Source organism: Micromonospora sp. NPDC002296, assembly GCF_040296145.1.
GTDB lineage: Bacteria > Actinomycetota > Actinomycetes > Mycobacteriales > Micromonosporaceae > Micromonospora.
In genome coordinates, this window is record NZ_JBEOWQ010000028.1 from 23307 (window position 1) to 42868 (window position 19562).

Annotated in this window: 15 protein-coding genes and 1 pseudogene; 9 read left to right on the forward strand and 7 right to left on the reverse strand. The window is 74.2% G+C overall.

Annotated elements, in window-relative coordinates:
• The first annotated feature begins 33 nt into the window (after positions 1–33).
• Positions 34–1005, forward strand: coding sequence for a DNA polymerase domain-containing protein (locus tag ABT023_RS20690; protein WP_350888006.1), 972 nt, complete (start codon positions 34–36; stop codon positions 1003–1005).
• 13 nt (positions 1006–1018) lie between these two features.
• On the opposite strand, the gene ABT023_RS20695 is transcribed toward ABT023_RS20690, so the two are convergent.
• Positions 1019–1525, reverse strand: coding sequence for an Lrp/AsnC family transcriptional regulator (locus ABT023_RS20695; RefSeq protein WP_350888007.1), 507 nt, complete (start codon positions 1523–1525; stop codon positions 1019–1021).
• Positions 1526–1597: 72 nt separating this feature from the next.
• Here ABT023_RS20695 and pdhA point away from each other — a divergent pair, with 72 nt between their 5' ends.
• From pdhA to ABT023_RS20720, 5 genes are all read left to right on the forward strand, one after another.
• The gene (gene pdhA / locus ABT023_RS20700; protein WP_350888044.1) at positions 1598–2830 is read left to right on the forward strand and encodes a pyruvate dehydrogenase (acetyl-transferring) E1 component subunit alpha; all 1233 of its coding nucleotides are present in this window, start codon (positions 1598–1600) and stop codon (positions 2828–2830) included.
• Complete coding sequence (locus ABT023_RS20705; protein ID WP_350888008.1) at positions 2830–3846, forward strand: alpha-ketoacid dehydrogenase subunit beta; 1017 nt, start codon at positions 2830–2832, stop codon at positions 3844–3846. Before pdhA ends, ABT023_RS20705 begins: the two co-directional genes overlap by 1 nt.
• Positions 3843–5252, forward strand: coding sequence for a dihydrolipoamide acetyltransferase family protein (locus tag ABT023_RS20710; protein ID WP_350888009.1), 1410 nt, complete (start codon positions 3843–3845; stop codon positions 5250–5252). Before ABT023_RS20705 ends, ABT023_RS20710 begins: the two co-directional genes overlap by 4 nt.
• Before the next feature lie 608 nt (positions 5253–5860).
• The gene (locus ABT023_RS20715) at positions 5861–7543 is read left to right on the forward strand and encodes a right-handed parallel beta-helix repeat-containing protein (protein WP_350888010.1); all 1683 of its coding nucleotides are present in this window, start codon (positions 5861–5863) and stop codon (positions 7541–7543) included.
• A 228-nt stretch (positions 7544–7771) separates the two neighbouring features.
• Positions 7772–9031, forward strand: coding sequence for a L,D-transpeptidase (locus ABT023_RS20720; RefSeq protein ID WP_350888011.1), 1260 nt, complete (start codon positions 7772–7774; stop codon positions 9029–9031).
• Between the two features lie 114 nt (positions 9032–9145).
• Here the strand turns inward: ABT023_RS20720 and ABT023_RS20725 are convergent, their stop codons facing one another.
• Positions 9146–10165: an SMP-30/gluconolactonase/LRE family protein gene (locus tag ABT023_RS20725; protein WP_350888012.1), complete on the reverse strand. Its 1020-nt coding sequence runs from the start codon at positions 10163–10165 to the stop codon at positions 9146–9148.
• A 278-nt stretch (positions 10166–10443) separates the two neighbouring features.
• On the opposite strand from ABT023_RS20725, the pseudogene ABT023_RS20730 reads away from it, so the two are divergent.
• A pseudogene (locus ABT023_RS20730) lies at positions 10444–10803 on the forward strand (STAS domain-containing protein); the annotation flags it as partial.
• Between the two features lie 238 nt (positions 10804–11041).
• Here ABT023_RS20730 and ABT023_RS20735 read toward each other — a convergent pair.
• The 4 genes from ABT023_RS20735 to ABT023_RS20750 all read right to left on the reverse strand — a co-directional run bounded on the left by ABT023_RS20735 (position 11042) and on the right by ABT023_RS20750 (position 14392).
• Positions 11042–11410, reverse strand: coding sequence for an FKBP-type peptidyl-prolyl cis-trans isomerase (locus ABT023_RS20735; RefSeq protein ID WP_350888013.1), 369 nt, complete (start codon positions 11408–11410; stop codon positions 11042–11044).
• 169 nt (positions 11411–11579) lie between these two features.
• Positions 11580–12155, reverse strand: coding sequence for a hypothetical protein (locus ABT023_RS20740; RefSeq protein ID WP_350888014.1), 576 nt, complete (start codon positions 12153–12155; stop codon positions 11580–11582).
• Positions 12156–12480: 325 nt separating this feature from the next.
• Complete coding sequence (locus tag ABT023_RS20745; protein WP_350888015.1) at positions 12481–13206, reverse strand: helical backbone metal receptor; 726 nt, start codon at positions 13204–13206, stop codon at positions 12481–12483.
• 43 nt (positions 13207–13249) lie between these two features.
• Positions 13250–14392 (reverse strand): DICT sensory domain-containing protein, encoded by a 1143-nt coding sequence (locus tag ABT023_RS20750; protein ID WP_350888016.1) that lies wholly within the window; start codon positions 14390–14392, stop codon positions 13250–13252.
• Positions 14393–14580: 188 nt separating this feature from the next.
• On the opposite strand from ABT023_RS20750, the gene ABT023_RS20755 reads away from it, so the two are divergent.
• On the forward strand, positions 14581–15474 hold the full coding sequence (locus tag ABT023_RS20755; RefSeq protein WP_350888017.1) for a PDDEXK family nuclease: 894 nt from the start codon (positions 14581–14583) through the stop codon (positions 15472–15474).
• Positions 15475–16198: 724 nt separating this feature from the next.
• Here the strand turns inward: ABT023_RS20755 and ABT023_RS20760 are convergent.
• The gene (locus tag ABT023_RS20760) at positions 16199–16546 is read right to left on the reverse strand and encodes a histone-like nucleoid-structuring protein Lsr2 (RefSeq protein ID WP_161683941.1); all 348 of its coding nucleotides are present in this window, start codon (positions 16544–16546) and stop codon (positions 16199–16201) included.
• A 492-nt stretch (positions 16547–17038) separates the two neighbouring features.
• Here ABT023_RS20760 and lon point away from each other — a divergent pair, with 492 nt between their 5' ends.
• On the forward strand, positions 17039–19369 hold the full coding sequence (lon, locus tag ABT023_RS20765; RefSeq protein WP_350888018.1) for an endopeptidase La: 2331 nt from the start codon (positions 17039–17041) through the stop codon (positions 19367–19369).
• Positions 19370–19562: the final 193 nt, after the last annotated feature.

A 19562-nucleotide genomic window follows, 5' to 3' on the forward strand; every position in this document is an offset into this window, starting at 1 on the left:
CGCGTGTCGGTGCCACGTCGTACGGTGTCAGGCATGGCGACGGCGGCGCAGGAGATCCGGGTCGGGGAGCGGGTCGTGCGCGTCTCCAGCCCCGACAAGCCATACTTCCCGGAGCGCGGGCTGACCAAGCTGGACGTGGTGCGCTACTTCCTCGCCGTGGGCGACGGGATCCTGCGCGCGCTGCGCGACCGCCCGACCATGCTGGAGCGCTGGCCCAAGGGCGTCTTCCCCGGCGCGCGGATCGGCACCCGGCAGGACAACCGGGGCGACGCGTTCTACCAGAAGCGGCTGCCGGCCGGCGCGCCCGACTGGGTCCGCACCGCGCACCTCACCTTCCCCAGCGGCCGGACGGCCGACGAGGTCGCGCCGAACGAGCTGGCCGTGGTGGCCTGGGCGGCCAACCTGGGCACCCTGCGGTTCCACCCGTGGCCGGTCACCGCCGCCGACGTGGAGCGCCCCGACCAGCTCCGCATCGACCTCGACCCGATGCCCGGGGTCGGCTTCGACCAGGTGGTGCCGGTCGCCCGGGAGGTCCGGGCGTTCCTCGCCGAGCTGGGCCTGACCGGTTACCCGAAGACCACCGGCGGGCGCGGCCTGCACGTCTACCTGTCGATCGAGCCGCGGTGGAGCTTCGCCGACTGCCGCCGGGCGGTGCTGGCGCTCGGCCGCGAGATGCAGCGCCGGCTGCCGGAGCTGGTCACCACCACCTGGTGGCGCGACCAGCGGGACCGCCCGGTCTTCGTCGACTACAACCAGATGTCCCGGGACCACACCATGGCCTCGGCGTACTCGATCCGGCCCACCCCGCAGGCCCTGGTCTCCGCGCCGCTGGACTGGGCGGAGCTGGACGACGCCCGCCCGGAGGACTTCGACGTGGTCGGTATGCCGGCCCGCTTCGCCGAGCGGGGCGACCCGCACGCCGGGCTGGACGGGCAGCGGTTCTCCCTGGAGCCGCTGCTGGAGCTGGCCGACCGGGAGGGCCTGGAGGCCCCACCGGAACGCTGAGCCGGGCGCGGGCTCACTCCCAGGGGCTCTGCGCGCCGTCGAACTCCTCGAAGACCAGCCAGGTCCGGGTCGACAGCACCCCGGAGATGCTCTGCACCCGGCCAAGCACCACGTCCCGCAGGGTGGCGTTGTCCGGCGCCCGGACCAGCGCGAGGACGTCGTGCTCGCCGCCGAGCAGGGCCGCGTGCTCGATGTAGCGCACCCGGGCCAGCTCGGCCGACACCTCCCGCCAGGTGTTCTGCTGGATGGTCAGCGCGATGTACGCCGAGGTGCCCAGCCCGGCCGGCTCCGGCGCGACCTGGGCCCGGAACCCGGTGATCACGCCGTCGCGCAGCAGCCGCTCCACCCGGGCGTACGCGTTGGTGCGGGAGACGTGCACCTGCTCGGCGAGGGCGCGGATGGAGATCCGGCCGTCGCGGACCAGCTTGTCGAGGATGCGCCGGTCGACCTCGTCCAGCGGCCCGGCCGAACGTCCCGCCCCGCCCGTCACGCCCGGCTCCGGGATTGTCTCCTGGCTCACCTCAGGCCCTCCCCAGTGCCGTTCGTCCCACGTTCATCGTGGATCTTGAGTCAATCATCCAACAGCAGGAGCATAGGGCCACCACACGTCCAGGAGGTCCCCGCCGTGACGACCACACCCCAGGCGGTCCGCAGGGCATCCCCGCGCACCCGCCCGCCGGCCAAGAAGCCCACCAAGGCCCCCGCCCGCGGGCAGACGACGACCGACCCGACCGCCGGCCTGCTGCCGCAGCCGGAGCCGGTGCGGCTGCTCGACGCCGACGGCACCCCGCTGCCGGCCCGCGCCGACTACCCCGAGCCGCCCGCCGAGGCGCTGCGCGAGCTGTACCGCCGAATGGTGGTCGGCCGCCGGTTCGACACCCAGGCCACCGCCCTGACCAAGCAGGGCCGGCTCGCCGTCTACCCCTCCTCCCGGGGCCAGGAAGCCTGTCAGGTCGGCGTCGGGCTCGCCGTCCGGGACACCGACTGGGTCTTCCCCACCTACCGCGAGTCGATGGCGCTGGTCTCCCGGGGCATCGACCCCGTCGAGGTGCTCACCCTGCTGCGCGGCGACTGGCACTGCGGGTACGACCCCGCGCAGCGGCACACCGCCCCGCAGTGCACGCCGCTGGCCACCCAGTGCGTGCACGCCGCCGGGCTCGCCTACGGGGAGGCCCACCAGGGGCGGGACACCGTCGCGCTGGCCTTCATCGGCGACGGCGCCACCAGCGAGGGCGACTTCCACGAGGGGATCAACTTCGCCGCCGTGTTCAAGGCCCCCGTCGTGTTCTTCGTGCAGAACAACAAGTACGCCATCAGCGTCCCCCTGTCCCGGCAGACCGCCGCGCCGTCGCTGGCGTACAAGGGCGTCGGGTACGGCGTGCCGAGCGAGCAGGTCGACGGCAACGACCCCGTCGCCGTGCTCGCCGTGCTGACCCGCGCGGTCGAGCACGCCCGCGCCGGCCAGGGCCCGTACCTGGTCGAGGCGCACACCTATCGGATGGAGGCGCACACCAACGCCGACGACGCCACCCGCTACCGCGACGGCACCGAGGTCGACACCTGGCGCGACCGCGACCCGATCGCCCGGCTGGAGACGTACCTGCGCACGCGCGGGGTGCTCGACGACGCCGCGATCGCCGCGATCGCCGAGGAGGCCGAGGCGTACGCCGCCGACCTGCGGGAGCGGATGCACGCCCAGCCGGAGGTCGACCCGCTCAGCCTCTTCGACCACGTCTACGCCGAGCCGACCCCGCAGCTCGTCGAGCAGCGCGAGCTGGTCCGCGCCGAACTGGCCGCCGACCGGGAGTCCGAGGGGGAGGCCTGATGGGCGTCACCACCATGGCGAAGGCGCTCAACGCCGCGCTCGCCGACGCGTTGGCCTCCGACGAGCGGGTGCTCGTCTTCGGCGAGGACGTCGGCAAGCTCGGCGGCGTCTTCCGGATCACCGACGGGCTCCAGGCCCGGTTCGGCGACAAACGCTGCTTCGACACCCCGCTCGCCGAGGCCGGCATCGTCGGCTTCGCCGTCGGCCTGGCCATGTCCGGGATGCGGCCGGTCGTGGAGATGCAGTTCGACGCGTTCGCGTACCCGGCGTTCGAGCAGATCGCCTCGCACGTGGCCAAGCTGCGCAACCGCACCAGGGGCGCGCTGAGCGTCCCCATGGTCATCCGGGTGCCGTACGCGGGCGGCATCGGCGGGGTCGAGCACCACTGCGACTCGTCCGAGGCGTACTACGCGCACACCCCGGGCCTGAAGGTGGTCACCCCGGCGACCGTCGACGACGCGTACTCGCTGCTGCGCGAGGCGATCGCCGACCCCGACCCGGTGGTCTTCATGGAGCCGAAGAAGCTTTACTTCTCCAGCGCCGAGGCCGAGCTGCCCGCCCGCACCGAGCCGTTCGGCCGGGCCGTCGTGCGCCGCACCGGCCGCGACGCCACCCTGGTGGCGTACGGGCCGGCGGTGCCGGTCGCGCTGGAGGCCGCCGAGGCCGCTCGCGAGGAGGGCTGGGACCTGGAGGTGGTGGACGTGCGCACCATCGTCCCGCTCGACGACGCCACCATCACCGCCTCGGTGCGCAAGACCGGCCGGTGCGTGGTGATCCAGGAGGCGCAGGGCTTCGCCGGGGTCGGCGCCGAGATCGCCGCCCGGGTGCAGGAGCGCTGCTTCCACGCCCTGCACGCCCCGGTGCTGCGGGTGTCCGGGCTGGACATCCCGTACCCGGCGCCGATGTTGGAGCACACCCACCTGCCCGGGGTGGACCGGGTGCTCGACACGGTGGCCCGGCTCCAGTGGGACGACCGGCCCGACCCGCGCTGGCTGACCCAGGGCAGCGCGGCATGACCACCGTCGACCGTACCCAGGTCTTCCTCCTGCCGGACCTGGGCGAAGGGCTGGCCGAGGCGGAGATCGTCGAGTGGCGGGTCGCCGTGGGCGACACCGTGACCGTGGACCAGAGCGTCGTCGAGGTGGAGACCGCCAAGGCGGTCGTGGACGTGCCCTGCCCGTACGCCGGTCGGGTCGTGGCCCTGCACGGCGCGGCCGGCGAGACGCGCCCGGTCGGCCAGCCGCTGATCACCATCGCGCCGCTCGACGGCGACGGCGGCGAGCCCGCCGGGCACGCCACCTACCGGGAGGAGGAGCGCGCCGGCTCCGGCAACGTCCTCATCGGGTACGGCACCGGGCACGGCGGGACGGGCCGGCGGCGGCGCCGCCCCCGCCTCGCGATCGCCCCGGAACCGCCGGGCGTCACCCCGGCTGCGACCCCGGCCGTTACTCCGGCTGCCACCCCGGCGGTGGCCCCGGCGGTGGCTCTCGCGCTCGCCCCGGCGGCGGGCACCGGGACCGGGTCGGCGCTGGTCATCTCGCCGATCGTCCGGAGGCTGGCCCGCGAGCACGGCATCGACCCGGCCACCCTGCGGGGCACCGGCCCCGGCGGGGTGGTCCGCCGGGCCGACGTCGAGGCGGCCCTCGCCGCCCCGGCCACGCCGCCGGCCCCGGCCCCCCGGCTCGCCCCGGTGCCGGCCCGGCCCGAGCCTGCCCGGTCGACCGGCGACGAGGACCTCGTCATCCCGCTCACCGGCATCCGCAAGGCGATCGCCGACAAGCTCTCCCGCAGCCGGCGGGAGATCCCCGAGGTGACCATCTGGGTCGACGCGGACGCCACCGCGCTGGTGCAGACCCGGCGGGCGATCAACGCCGCGACACCGGACCAGCCGGTGAGCATCCTGGCCCTGCTGGCCCGGATCTGCCTCAGCGGCCTGCGCCGGTTCCCACAGCTCAACGCGCGCGTCGACACCGAGGGGCAGCGGATCGTCCAGTCCCGTGGGGTGCACCTGGGCATCGCCGCGCAGACCGACCGGGGCCTGGTCGTCCCGGTGTTGCGCGACGCCCAGCTGCTCACCACCCGGGAGCTGTCCGTGGCCCTCGCCGAGACCACCACCGCGGCGCGGGCCGGCGCACTGCCCCCGGCCCGCCTCACCGGCGGCACCTTCACCCTCAACAACTACGGGGTGTTCGGGGTCGACGGCTCCACCCCGATCATCAACCACCCGGAGGCGGCACTGCTCGGGGTGGGCCGGATCGTGGACAAGCCGTGGGTGGTCGACGGGCAGCTCGCCGTACGGAAGGTGACGCAGCTCAGCCTCACCTTCGACCACCGGGTCTGCGACGGAGCGGTGGCCGGGGGCTTCCTGCGGCACGTCGCCGACTGCGTCGAACAGCCGGCCCTGCTGGTGGCGAACGTCTGACCGCGGCGGGACCCGGCGCGGCCTGCCGGTGACGGTGCCGGCCGGGCCGGGCACCGGATCGGCGCCGGACCACGGCCCGGCTCAGCCGCACAGGGTCATCGCGTTGTCGCGGGTGCGGTCCCTGGTTGGCCCCGGGACCGTGCCCCGGGGCGGGGCTGTGGGCGGGGCGGTCGATGTCGTGGGCGGTGCCTCTGCTCAGCCGACGCCCTGCTCAGGCCGCAGCAGTCGGTTCGGTCCGACACGCGAACCCGTCGGTCACCGCATTCGACGCGCCTTGTCGCGAAACCACCTCGCCCGGCCGACGACGTCCTCTCCGGCGAAAACGGGTGTCCGAGCCCCGGCCGGCCCACTGCCCCGACAATTCCGCCAACCTGTCACGGCGGGGGATATCGTGCGCGATCCGGCAAACAGCGGCCTCGCGGGCGCTATGCGGGAACTGTTTCCCGAACGAGCGCAATCCTGACTGGGGACAGGGCGGCGCCATTCCGTTTTCCGGCTCGGCGGCCGGGAAATCGGCGCCGTCGGCGGCCGTCCCGGCCGTCCGTGGCGGTCCGGGTGCGAGCCGTGCCCTCCACCGCCCGTCGTTCGCCGTCGGAGAGGAGAGCGCAGTGTCGTTCCAGGGAGTGCCCGTCAACGTCCGGGACCGTCGTCCCGCCGTCGCCGGAGCGCCGCTGCACTGTGACGCCACCGAGTACGGGCTGCGCGGTGACGGGGTGACCAACGACCAACCAGCGCTGGCCGCGTTGGTGGACCGCCTCGGTGCGGGGTACGCCGCCGACGGACGGGCCCGGGTGATCTACTGCCCGCCCGGCATCTACTCAATCCGGGACGCGGGCACGGTGTGGCGCAGCGGGGTGTCGCTGATCGGGGCCGGACCGGGCGCGACCCGGTTCCTGCTGAGCAACGAGGGCAACCGCGTCGAGCCGACGCCGCTGGCCTTCTGGACCACGGTCCAGCACGGCGCCGACCGCGACCGGCACATCGCCGACTGCACCTTCGCCGACTTCGAGATCGACGGCTCCGGCGTGAGCATGGCCGAGTACAACTATCTGGCCAAAGGGCTCGGCCTCCAGTACGTGGTGCGCGGGACGTTCCGGAACCTCTACATCCACCACACCGCCGCGACGGGGCTCGGCTGCGACTTCCTCCAGGACAGCCTGATCGAGGGGGTGGTGGTGGTCGGCTGCGGCCGACTGGACAACGGCGAGGAGATGGGCGGCGCCGGGATCGGCGTCGGCATCGGCGGCTGGGGCACCGTGGAGCGGCTCACCATCGCCAACTGCACCACGCTGGGCAACGGCACCAACGGCATCTTCCTGGAGCTGCAGAAGCCCTACTGGCAGCCCCCGCGTGGCTACCGGATCATCGGCTGCCACAGCCAGGGCAACAGGTTCGGCATCTCCGACTGGGGCGCCGACGGGCTGGTCGTCTCCGCCTGCACCATGATCGGCAATCTGGAGGCCGGCTTCGACGTCTCCGCCGAGGGCACGTCCGGCGTCGCCGGCCGGGGTGGCCTGCTGTCCGACTGCGTCATCGACGGCAACGTCCGCGACGGCGTCAGCATGGGCAACACGCCCGGCCCGTACACGATCCGGGGCAACCGGATCAGCGGGAACGGGGCGTACGGGTACCACGGGCACGATCTGGGCCACGGCTACCAGGGGGCGGCCATGGACGTGGTCATCGACAGCAACGACTTCTGGGGCAACGGCCTGGACGGCATTCGGATCGACCGGCCGATGGCCGACGCCGTGCTGCTCGACAACCGGATCCGCAACAACGGCCGGCAGTGCGCCGACGAGTACAGGGGCGGCGGGGAGTCCGTCCGCTACACCGAGCGGTCGCTGGTCGACCGGGCGGCGGACTGGCCGCACGACGGGCACCGGGGCAAGGTGCTGCGGGTGGACAGGCGGGTCGCCGTGGTCGCTGCGAACGACGGCAAGGAGCTCACCCTCGCCCCGGTCCGCCCCGACGCCTACAGCGGGTGGAGTGGCGACACCCCCCTGCCCGGCGCCGCGTACGAGTTGTCGCAGGCGCCGCAGTGCCGGGCCGGGATCACGATCAACGCGCCGTTCGACTCGGCCACCGTTCGGGGCAACCGGATCTGGGACAACCACCACAGGCATACGCAGACCCACGGGCTGTGGATCACCGAGCGGGGCAGTTGCGTCGCCTGCCGGGTGGAGGACAACGACCTGGCCGGCAACGCCGTGGCCCCCACCCGGCTGGACACCCCGCCGGTCGGCGGCCGCTGGGACCGCAACCACGGTGACCAGGACTGGGACTGCTGACCGCCGGAACGGACGGCTCCGGCCGGGTGCACGGCGGGGCGAACCGGTCGTCCGGGGTGACCCGACCCAACCGCGACATCGGGTCCTGTCAGGTCGGTGGGAACACTTTCGACCCGGTGTCGTCGAAACTGCCGAAAACTGCTTCACGTAATTCCCGGAAAGCTGCGTCGCGCCTCCCGTCGGGCCGTACAGAATGTGGCCAAGGGGAAATGGGAATGGGGTGCGAATATGAACGTGAGGCGGCGATCGACGCTATTTGCGGTAACCATCGCAGCCACCTCGCTGGTGCTCGGCGGGTGCACCGCCGAGCGGAAGACCGCCGGGGAAGCGGTACCACCACCCGTGGTCGAGCTGACGCCGGCCGACCGGGCCCGGGACGTCCCGCTCAGCGCCGAGGTCGGCACCAGCGTGACGAACGGGAAGGTGAGCGCCGTCCGGCTCACCGACGACAAGGGGCGGCAGGTGGGCGGCGAGCCCCGGGAGGACGGGTCGAGCTGGGTGCCCGGCGCGCCCCTGGCGAAAGGGCGGACGTACACCGCCGAGGTGACGGTGACCGGTGACCGGGGGCAAACCTCCACCCGGAAGACCACCTTCACCACGGCGTCGAAGCCGTCGAAGCCGGCGATCACCAGCACTCTCTACTTCGCGGGCAACCAGACGTACGGCACCGCGATGCCGGTGACGGTGGCCTTCGAGCCGGCCGTGCCGAAGGAGGCGCGGGCGGCGGTGCAGAAGCGGCTGTTCGTCAAGACCGACCCGCCGCAGCCGGGCACCTGGTCGTGGCTGGAGGACGGCAGCCAGGTGTACTACCGGGCACCCGACTTCTGGCGGCCGGGCACCGCGATCAGCGTCCGGGCGGCGCTCGACGGGCTGCCGATCGGCAAGGAGCTGATGGGCGACGCCGACCGCCGGGCCACCTCGAAGATCGGGCGGCAGGTCGCCGTCGACATCGACAACGCCACGAAGCAGATGTCGGTGTTCCGGGACGGCAAGCTGGTCCGCCGGATCCCGGTCAGCCTCGGCAAACCGAGCACGCCCAGCTCCAGCGGCAAGATGGTGATCATGGAGAAACACGAGCGGACGACGTTCGACACCCGCGGTGAGCCCGACGGCGGGTACGTGGTCGACGTCGACGACGCGCAGCGGATCACCTGGGGCGGTGAGTTCATCCACTCGGCGCCGTGGTCCGAGGGCGACCAGGGCTACACCAACGTCTCCCATGGCTGCGCCAACGTCTCCGCCACGGCGGCCGACTGGCTGATGGGGATCACCCAGGTCGGCGACCTGGTGACCGTCAAGGGCACCGAGGTACCGCTGCAGGCCGGCAACGGCTGGACGGCCTGGAACGTCGGCTGGGACGAGTTCGCCAAGGGCAGCGCGTTGCCCGTACCGGCCGGGCTGCGGCCCAGCCCGCACGTGGCGCCGCACCCCAGCGCGGTGGCCGGCGGCAGCTCGCCCGCACCGGCCCCCTCGGCCAGCGGCGGCTGAACCTGGGAGGAACGACCGCCGGACCGGTCCGTCACCGCACGGTGGCGGGCCGGTCGCCGTCCTCACCGGCTGCGCCCCGTCGCCCCACCTCGCCGGGGGACGCCCGGTCGGCCCTCAGCCCAGTGGCACCCGGGCCACGCCCGAGCCGACCAGGCTGCCGAGCCAGAGCCGGTCGCCGTGCTGACGTACGCCGGTGATCATCCAGTAGGTGCCGCGCGGACCGTGCAGGGTCCGCAGCACCGTGCCCGCGCCGTCGACCAGCGCGACCAGCCCGTAGCGGCGCGGCTGCGGCCGGACCGCGTCGGGCAGCAGCGCCACCAACTGCCGCAGCCGGGGGTGCGGCAGCAGCCGCTCCACGGCCGGCAGCCGGGGGCTGGGCAGGGCGATCCAGTACGTCCCGTCGCCGACCGCGGACAGGTTGTCCGGGTACGCCGGCAGGTCCGTCAGCACGGTGGCCGCCCCGCCGGGCAGGTCGACCCGCAGCAGGCGGTGGGTGGTCGTCTCCACCAGGATCAGCGCGGACTCGTCCGGGGTGAGCGCGATCCCGTTGGGGAAGTAGAAACCGCTCGCCACCACCTCGGTGCGCCCGGTGCCCGGGGCGTACGCCAGCACCCGCCCGTTTGGTCGGTGTTCGAGCAGGTCGTGCTTCCAGTGCGACAGTGGGAACCGGTCGGAGGAGTCGGTGAAGTAGATGGTCCCGTCCCGCGCGACGGTGGCGTTGTTCGCCAGGTGCACCGGCGGGGCGGTGCCCGTCAGCTCCCGTACCGCCCCGTCCGGGGTGACCCGCAGCAGCCCCCGGTAGGCGTCGCAGACGACGAGGCTGCCGTCGCGCGGGTCGACTTCGATGCCGAGCGGCCGGCCGCCGGTCTCGGTCAGCAGTTGGGAACGGGTGCCCGGGGGCGCGTCCGCCGGCCACCACCAGAGCCGGCCGTCCTCGTCGCCGCTGACCACCCGGCCGTCCGGGTCGACCACGACGTCCTCGGGGCCGTGCGCGCCCTCGGCCAGCGGCAGCAGCTCCGCGTCGTCGAGCCGCAGGTCGGTCGCCGTCCACGGCCCGTTCAGCGGGGGCGGCACGGTGGCCGGCTCGCGGACGGGCCGGATGGGTCGGGGCGCGCGCGGGCGGGGTACGACCATCGGGCCATTGTCACCCGCCGCGCGCCGCCGGCCCCGCCCTCGCCGCGCGTGTCGCGCGGGCCCGCCCGCAATCCCGACGGCCGCCGGGGACCACGCCCGGGGCGCCCGCCTGCCGTGCCGGGTCGGCCTGGCATCCCCGGTGCCACCGGGGATGCCCGGCGTTGCCGCAGCTCCTGCTCAGGGTGGACCCGGAGTGACTCGGGGTCAGACCCTGGGTGTACCCGGAGTCACTCCTCGGCAGGGCGGAATTGTCGGGGGGTGGGGCTAGATTCGTGGTCATGGAGCAGCGCAGCGATCGGTTCCACGTGCAGGTCAGCGTGGGTGACCACGCGGTGGAGATGTGGGCGACCGGCGAGGTCGACATCGCCACCGTCGGCCTGCTGCGCGCCGCGCTGTGGGCCGCCCCGGCCAGGCCGGTGCTGCGGCTCGACATCTCCGGCGTCCGGCTGCTCTCCGCGGCCGGGGTCCGGGCGCTGGTCGCCGCGCACCGACGGGTCCGCGCCCGTGGCGGGGAGCTGGTGCTCGTCGACCCGGCCCCGGTGGTCGCCCGGGTGCTGCACGTCACCGGCCTGGACCGCGTCATCCCCGTCCGGGACGGCGCCGCTGCCTCGACCGCCACCGCCTTGACTGCGGCTGCCTCGACCGCCGTTGCGCCGCGGGTGCTGGCGCCGCTCGCCCCCGCTGCGGCGGGGGAGTCGTCGGCGCGACCGGAGCCGGTGGCGACCCCGCCGGAACCTGCCGTGCTCGGGTCGCTGGCCCGCGCCCTGGGGTCGCTCGTGCCCGTGGCGGAGGCGTCCTCCGCCCCCATGCTGGCCTGCGTCTGACGGCCCTGCCGTCGGGTGGGGCCGCCGGCACCGGCCGACGACCCCACCCGGGTCAGCGGACGCCGAGCAGGTCGACGACGAACACCAGGGTCTCGCCGGGCTTGATGAGACCGCCGGCGCCCTGGTTGCCGTACCCGAGGTGCGGCGGAATGGTGAGCTTGCGCCGGCCGCCGACCCGCATGCCGACGACACCCTGATCCCAGCCGGCGATGACCCTCCCGCCGCCCAGCGGGAACTCGAACGCCTCGCCGTGGTTCCAGGACGCGTCGAACTCGCGACCGGTGGAGTGGGCCACCCCCACGTAGTGCACGGTGGCCCGCTGACCGGGCTGGGCCTCCGGGCCATCGCCGACCGTGAGGTCCTCGATGACGAGATCGGCGGGCGGCGCGCCCTCGATCGGGCCAACCTGGGGCTTGTCCATGTCGTACGCCTCCTGCTCGGTGCTGCGGTCAACTGCGGTCGTCGTCGATCCTGCCGGATCGTGATCTGCCGATGTCCGGCGGTCCCGCACCCGGCGGTCCGGCGCGGCCCGACATGCGGCGGCGGGCGCCACCGGGAAGGTGGCGCCCGCCGGGGCCGTGCTCGTCCGACTAGCTCAGCCAGGGGAACCGCTGGACGATGGGCAGCCGCTTCCAGGCCCGGCCGAGGCCGAGGGTGTCGCCCGCGCCGACCAGGGCGAGGACCACCAGGACCGCGGCGTAGATGAGGTGGTCGTCCATGAAGGGGTTGTTCTCGGGGGGCAGGACGGCCGTCCACATCATCACCAGCAGCAGGGCGCCGGCGACGGCGGCGATCCGCATCCCGATGCCGAGCATCAGGGCCACGCCGATGGCGGCCAGGCCGGCCATGAACAGCCAGTCCGCCCAGGCCGCGCCGGCGATCTCGGTGTAGAACCCCTTGAACGGGCCGGCTGTGCCGAAGGCCAGGAAGCCCTTGGTGGGGCTGCCCCCCTCGATCCAGGCGTTCTTCGCCTCGGTCCCGTGGCCGAGGCCGAACATCTTGTCCAAAAAGGCCCAGAGGAAGGTCCAGCCCAGGGCGATCCGGATTCCGGCCAGGACGTACCGGGTGGCCCGCTGTCGGGTGGTCTCGGTCGCCTGGATGGTCTCGCCCGATGGAGCGAGGGTGTTGGCGGTGTTCCGCTCGATCGTCGCGGCCATGGTCTCCACGTCCCTTCCTGTGCCTCGCACCGCGTTCCCGGTGGCAGTTCTATTCGACATCGTCACCGGCGTCCCGGTCAGGGCCGATGGGTCCGCTTCCGACCGGGACCTTAGACCCCGATCCACCCGGTCCGGTCGGCCGGACCGGGCCCCGTCGACCTCGTCCGAACGTAGTCGATGATCACGCAACCGCAACCGATGAGACCGCGGACCGGTGATCGCGCGGGCGGGCCGACGGCCGCGCCGACGGGTACCGCGCACCTGGCGGAGGGCCCCTGCCGAGCGTCGGGCGGGTGACGCGGACGGCGGTCACCCGGCTGCCGGTCGCGGCGGGTCAGCCGGGGTGGGACACCGGCCGGTCGAGCTGCCCGGCCAGCAGCGCGGGCGCCTCGGCCAGCGACGGGCCGTACCAGGTGAGGTGCCGGCCGGAGAGCAGCGCGCACGGCGTGCCGGGAAACGCCTCCGGGCCGTCGTCGGCCGTGAACCGGTACGGCTCGTCCGGCAGCACCACCAGGTCCGGTTCCCGGCTCCGCAGCTCGGCCAGCTCCGGGCGGGGGTAGCGCTCGGGGTGCGCCGCGTAGGCGTTCGCGACCCCGAGTCGGCGCAGCACGTCGCCGGCGAAGGTGTCGGCGCCGAGCACCACCCACGGCCGGCGCCACACCGGCACGACCGCTCGCCGGGTGAGCGCCGGCGCGGGCGCCGCCCAGGCCCGCCGGGCCGCCCGCAACCAGCCCGGATCGTCGGGTACGCCGAGCGCGGCGAGCAGGTCCGCCAGCTCCCGCAGGGCCTCCGGCACGGTACGGGGGTAGGTGACCCGCACCGGCACCCCGGCCGCGCGCAGCGCCTCCGCGTCGGCCTTGCGGTTCTCCTCGACGTTGAGCAGCACGAGGTCGGGCCGCAGCGCGCGTACCCGGTCGAGGTCGGGGTACTTGCTGCCGCCGACCCGGGCCACGTCCAGCCCGACGGGATGGGTGCAGTAGTCCGTCGCGCCGACCAGCAGCCGCGGCGCGGTCACCGCCACCGCCTCGGTCAGCGACGGCACCAGGGACACCACCCGCACGCCGACACCCCCTTCACTCCCGCACCCGAGCGCCTGACCCGCATTACCCGACCGGCATCTCGGCCGTCTCGGGGGCCAGCCGGGCCACCGGCACGCCCTCCCGGGCGGCCCACCCGACGGCGTGCCGGACGTCGGCCACGGGCAGGGGCCGCCGGGCGGTCACGGTGACCGCCGCGTGCACCGCGAACGCGACGAACGGGTACGACCGGACCAGGCCGCCGACCGCCTCGTGTACCTGGCCCGCCACCGTCACCGCCTGCTCCTCGGTCAGCGCCGGCAGGAACAACAGGTACTCGTGGTCCGACAGGCGTACGGCCCGGTCCACCGGGCGAAGCGGCGCGGTCACCGCCCCGATCACCGCCTGTGCCTCGCGGGCCGCGCTGCGCCGGCCGAATCGCTCCGGTGCGCCGGCCGGCTCGTCCACCTGGACGCCGATCAGCGCCACCGGCAGGGTGCCCGACGCAGTGATCCCGTCCGCGCCCGTCCACCGCCGCATCCCCGACTCGTCGAGCAGCGGGGCGGCGCCCTCGGCGGCCCCCGCCTCGGCACCCCGGCCGCGGTCACCCGGCCCCGACCCGGTCGCCCAGCGATCCCGGGCCGCCCGCTCGGCGCGGGAGAACATCAGCCGCAGTGCCGCCTCGCCGCGCGCCTCGCCGGGTGTCGCGGGCAGATCACGCACCCGGGCCAGCACGTCGTCCACGGTTGCGCGGACCGCGTCGGGCAGCCGGTCGGCGAGCCGGTCGCGCAGCCGCAGCACCTCGTGCAACGCCTCGTCGCGGCGGAAACCCCACCGGCCGTCGAAGAGCCGGCCGGCCTCCAGCGTGGCCGCCGGCTCCACCTCCGCCCGGTCGTACGCGACCAGCGTCGCGCCGAACCGGGGGGTCAGGGCGAGCACGCTCCACTCCCGCGCCAGGTCCTCGGTCTCCTCCAGGGCCACCCCGTACGCGCCGTCGGGCAGCCCCGAAGGACGCTGCCCGACCACGCCGACCACCGTCACCGCCCCCGAGGCGGCGATCCGCTCGTAGACCGCCCGTTCCCGCTCGAAGTACGGCATCCGTTGGAAGAGCGCGACGACCACCAGCGGCCCGTCCTCGGCGATGGCCAGGGCGGCGCTCTCGATGGCGTGGGAGACGGCGACGAGGCTGCGCTTGGTCATGAGTTCCGGGGGCCGTCCACTGTGCAGCACCCGCTGAGCCTAGAGAACCGGACCGCGGAGCGCTTCCGCCGGCCCCGCCCAGCCGGCGCCGCGGCGAGGCGTCCGGGCGGCGTGCCCGGGCCGACCGGCGGCCGGGCGCGGGCCGCACCGGCGAGGTGGAAACCATGATCGACGGCCTAGACTCGGCCGGTTGACGGCCCGACGGATGGACAAGGTGGATGACGAGCACCGGTAGTGAAGGCGGCTCCCTGCTGCGCCCCGTCGCGGCGTCGACCGGCCGTGGTCCGGTCCTCGCCCGGGGCGGCCAGGTGGTGTACGCGGCCCGGCGGCTCGGCGAACTGCTGCACGGCCGTCCGCCGGGGGTAACCGGCCACCAGTGGAGCTCGGCCGGCCGGGAGTGTCTCGACCACGTGGTCTGCGCCGCTCCTACGGGCCGTCCGCTGTTCGCCGTCGAGGTCGGGCCGCCGGTGCCGCCCGGGTCGGCGGCCCGGCGCGCCGAACGGATGAAGGACGCCGTGTGCGCGGCGGTCGGCCTGGCGGTGCTGCGGATCGCCTCGCCCACCCTGCGCGCCGCCGACCACGGCCGGCGGATCGTCGAGTACGTCATCGACGCGCGCGCCTACGCCGACGCCGTCCGGCCGGACCCGGGGCACACCATGCCCGGGGATGCCACGCCGGTCGCCTTCCGGGACATCGTCGGCCGGTTGCCGGACGGGCGCAGCGGACACGTCAACGACCTCGGCGCCCTGGCCCGGGCGGCAGCCGTCGAGGCCTACGTCTCCCGTCGGCTGGTCGATCCGATCGTCCGGGGCCTGCACGTGCGCTGGGCGGACGGCCCGGCCGAGGGCTGGAGCTGGGTCGAGGTGCGGCCCGGCCGGTGCCTGGTGGAACGGGTGCGGGTGTGGGAACACCGGCTCTCCTGCGGGGTGGACCCGGGGCGGCTCGCCGAGGACCTCGCCGCCGTGGCGGTGGGCGAGCGGCTGCGTGGCCTCGACGGCGGCGAGCCGGAGCTGGTCGCCCGCGAGCAGTTCGACGGGGACATCCGCCGGCTGCGGGCGCGCCGTGACGAAATGCGGAACGGCTTTGCATTCGACCACCTCTGCGCGGACTGACGCCCCCTGGAACGGCGTCGTCGGCCGGTCGTCCCCGCGCGGGCTGATGCCCTATGGGACGGCCGTCGGCAGGGCGCCGTTGGGCGACCGTACGACCATTGGAACGGCGGTGGGCCGGCCACCGGTGACGTGACCGAGCGTCCCGGTCACCGTTCGGCGGGGCGGTCGCTCCGCAGAATTCCCATATCCGGTTGAACCTCGCGCCACGGCGCCGTACTCCAGCGGGGAATGGACGGGATCTTCACTCCACCGAGCCTGCGGGCGTGGTCGACGGTGCGGAAAGAACCCCATCGACCATCGACATGCGCCCGCACGTCGTAGTGACCCTCACCGGCGTCCCACCAGAATTGATCGGTCCGCCGGGCCACGTGGCGGCTACCGGATCGAGGGGAGAGTAATTCGACGCGAACCCACCCGGGCGTCGGCAGATCCCAGGTCGCCCGGGGGCCGATCACCCCCGGGCGACCCCGTCGCGCGGTTCGAGCACCGGCGGCCTGCGAGGCCGGACCGGTGGACGTGGGACGCGGGGCGGCGCGCAGGTGGCCGTCATCTCGGCGGACCGGCACGGCAGGGAGAGCGGACGCTGGTCGGCGCGTGGGGACGGCCCTCACCGGCACCGGCCTGAGTCGGCCGGCGCCGTGGGAAATGCGACCGGAAAGGGGCCGGTGGGTGCCGGCCTCCACGGCGCGACCCGGGTCCCCCGGATCACGGCGCCGCCTCCGGATCAGCGGTTTTTGTAGGCCTCGACGACCGACACCGGGATGCGCCCGCGGTCGGAAATCTCGTGGCCGTTGTTGGCGGCCCATTCCCGGATGGCCCGGTTCTGCTCGCGGTCCATTCCGGAGACCGGGGCCCTTCCCGGGCGGCGGGCGGTCCGGCCGGTCTCGACCGGGCCTCGACCGATGCGCCGGCCGGCGTTGATGTAGGGGTCGAGTGCTTTGCGCAGGGTGCCGGCGTTCTCGTCGGAGACATCGATGGTGTACGCCACGCCGTCCAGGCTGAACTCGACGGTCCGATCCGCCTTCCCGCCGTCGAGGTCATCAGTCAGAACGGTGATTACTTTCCGAGCCATCGCCAATTACTCCTTGTGTGGGGCGGGGTGTGCTAAGAGTTTGACGTATCAACTGGCAATTCCGCAAGAATATGCCCGGTTCTGCATTCGGCGAGTCGAGTTACGCGGGATGGAATCCCGCTCGGCCGGTGGAATTTGCCGGTGCCGCGCAAGCGGTTGAGCAGGCCCGGGGCGCCGCGGGGAGGGCCGATCGATTCGGTCCGACACCCGTGACCGGCGCGGCGGTGTTGTCGTCATCCGCCACGCCTTCCCTTCGGCGGCGGGCGGTTTCCCGAAGATCGCGCCGGCACCGGCACCGGCCCCGATCAGGCGCGGGGATTGCCGTCGCTCCTCGTCGGACGCCCCCGGTCGGCGAGGGAGACCCGCTCCCGGCCCCTGTGCCGGGCCGCCTCCGAAGGACCGCAGGAGTGGCCTGAATCACGCTTCGGAACAAGGGGAACGCTCGGTTACTTGAGTGAGGCAGGCTCAACCCAACGCGATAGCAGGTGTTCGATGGCAACTCTCCCGGTACTTCCGCTGACCGACGCCGTCCTGCTGCCGGGCATGGTCATCCCGGTGACCCTCGACCCGACCACCCAGGCCGCCGTCGACGCGGCCCGCGCCACCGGCGACGAGCAACTCCTCGCCGTGCCCCGCATCGACGGCGAGTACGGCCCCGTCGGCACGGTCGCCACCATCGAGAAGGTGGGCCGACTGCCCAGCGGCGAGCCGGCCGCCGTGGTCCGGGGGCTGTCCCGGGCACGGATCGGCTCCGGCGTCCCCGGACCCGGCGCCGCCCTCTGGGTCGAGGCCACCGAACTGCCCGAACCCGCCCCCACCGGCCGGGCCCGGGACCTCGCCCGCGAGTACCGCGCCCTGATGACGTCCGTGCTCCAGCAGCGCGGCGCGTGGCAGGTCATCGACGCCATGGAGCGGATGACCGACCTCTCCGAGCTGGCCGACGCGGCCGGCTACGCGCCCTGGCTCACGCTGGCGCAGAAGGCCGAACTGCTCGCCGCGCCGGACGTCACCGCCCGGCTGGAACTTCTCGTCGGCTGGGTGAAGGACCACCTGGCCGAGCAGGAGGTCACCGAGCAGATCAACAGCGACGTACGCGAGGGGCTGGAGAAGTCCCAACGCGAGTTCCTGCTCCGCCAGCAGCTCGCCGCCATCCGCAAGGAGCTCGGCGAGGACGAGCCGGACGGCTCCGCCGACTACCGGGGCCGGGTCGAGTCCGCCGAGCTGCCCGAGAAGGTCCGCGAGGCGGCGCTGCGTGAGGTCGGCAAGCTGGAGCGGGCCAGCGACGCCTCCCCGGAGGCGGGTTGGATCCGCACCTGGCTGGACACGGTGCTGGAGATGCCGTGGACCACGCGTACCGAGGACAACACCGACCTGGCCGCCGCCCGGGCCGTGCTCGACGCCGACCACGCGGGCCTCGCCGACGTCAAGGACCGCATCCTGGAGTACCTCGCGGTGCGCAACCGCCGGGCCGAGCGCAACCTCGGCGTGGTCGGCGGGCGTGGCTCCGGCGCGGTGCTCGCCCTCGCCGGCCCTCCCGGCGTCGGCAAGACCAGCCTCGGCGAGTCCGTCGCCCGGGCGCTCGGCCGCAACTTCGTCCGGGTCTCCCTGGGTGGCGTCCGCGACGAGGCGGAGATCCGGGGCCACCGCCGCACGTACGTCGGCGCGTTGCCCGGCCGGATCGTCCGTGCGCTGCGCGAGGCCGGCTCGATGAACCCGGTCGTGCTCCTCGACGAGGTCGACAAGCTCGCGGTCGGCTACGCCGGCGACCCGGCCGCCGCCCTGCTGGAGGTGCTCGACCCGGCGCAGAACCACACCTTCCGCGACCACTACCTGGAGGTCGACCTCGACCTGTCCGACGTGCTGTTCCTGGCCACCGCCAACGTGGTGGAGACCATCCCGGGCCCGCTGCTGGACCGGATGGAGCTGGTCACCCTGGACGGCTACACCGAGGACGAGAAGGTCGCCATCGCCCGCGACCACCTGCTGCCCCGGCAGCGGGAGCGGGCCGGCCTGACCGCCGAGGAGGTCACGGTCACCGACGACGCGCTCGCCCGGATCGCGGGGGAGCACACCCGGGAGGCCGGCGTCCGGCAGCTGGAGCGGGCGCTGGCGAAGATCCTGCGCAAGGTCGCGGTCGTCCTGGCGACCGATCCGACGCCCGTCCGGGTGAACACCGACAATCTGGCCCGCTACCTCGGCCGGCCCAGGTTCACCCCCGAGTCGGCGGAGCGGACGGCGGTGCCCGGCGTGTCCACCGGCCTCGCGGTCACCGGCGCGGGCGGGGACGTGCTCTTCATCGAGGCCACCAGCATGGAGGGTGAGCCGGGGCTGACCCTCACCGGCCAGCTCGGCGACGTGATGAAGGAGTCCGCGCACATCGCGCTGTCGTACCTGCGCTCCAACGGGCGCCGGCTCGGCATCGACCCGAACTCCCTCGCCGGGCGGCGGATCCACCTGCACGTTCCGGCGGGCGCGGTGCCCAAGGACGGGCCGAGCGCCGGCATCACGATGGTGACGGCGCTGGCGTCGCTGGTGACCGGCCGGCCGGTGCGGCCCGAGTTCGGGATGACCGGCGAGGTGACGCTCTCCGGCCGGGTGCTCCCCATCGGAGGGGTGAAGCAGAAGCTGCTCGCCGCGCACCGGGCCGGCCTGACCGAGGTGATCATCCCGGCCCGCAACGAGCCGGACCTGGACGACCTGCCCGCCGAGGTACGGGAGGCGCTGACCGTGCACACCCTCGCCGACGTCGCCGACGTGCTCGCCCTTGCGTTGCGCCCGGCCGACGCCGGCACCCTCACCGGCCCCACCCTGACGGCCGCCTGAGGCGATGACAGAGGTCCCCTGCCGTCGCTTCAGCAGGCGGGGGGCCTCTGTCGAGGCGCGCCCGGCGCGGGAGCCGGGCAGCCGCCGGTCGGGCCAGCAGCGCGCCGGTTCGGCTCGTACGCGTTGTGACCCGACCCGGCCGACCCGCGCCGCCGCGGATCAACTCGGCGTCGGTGACAACGGAGGCGCCCCG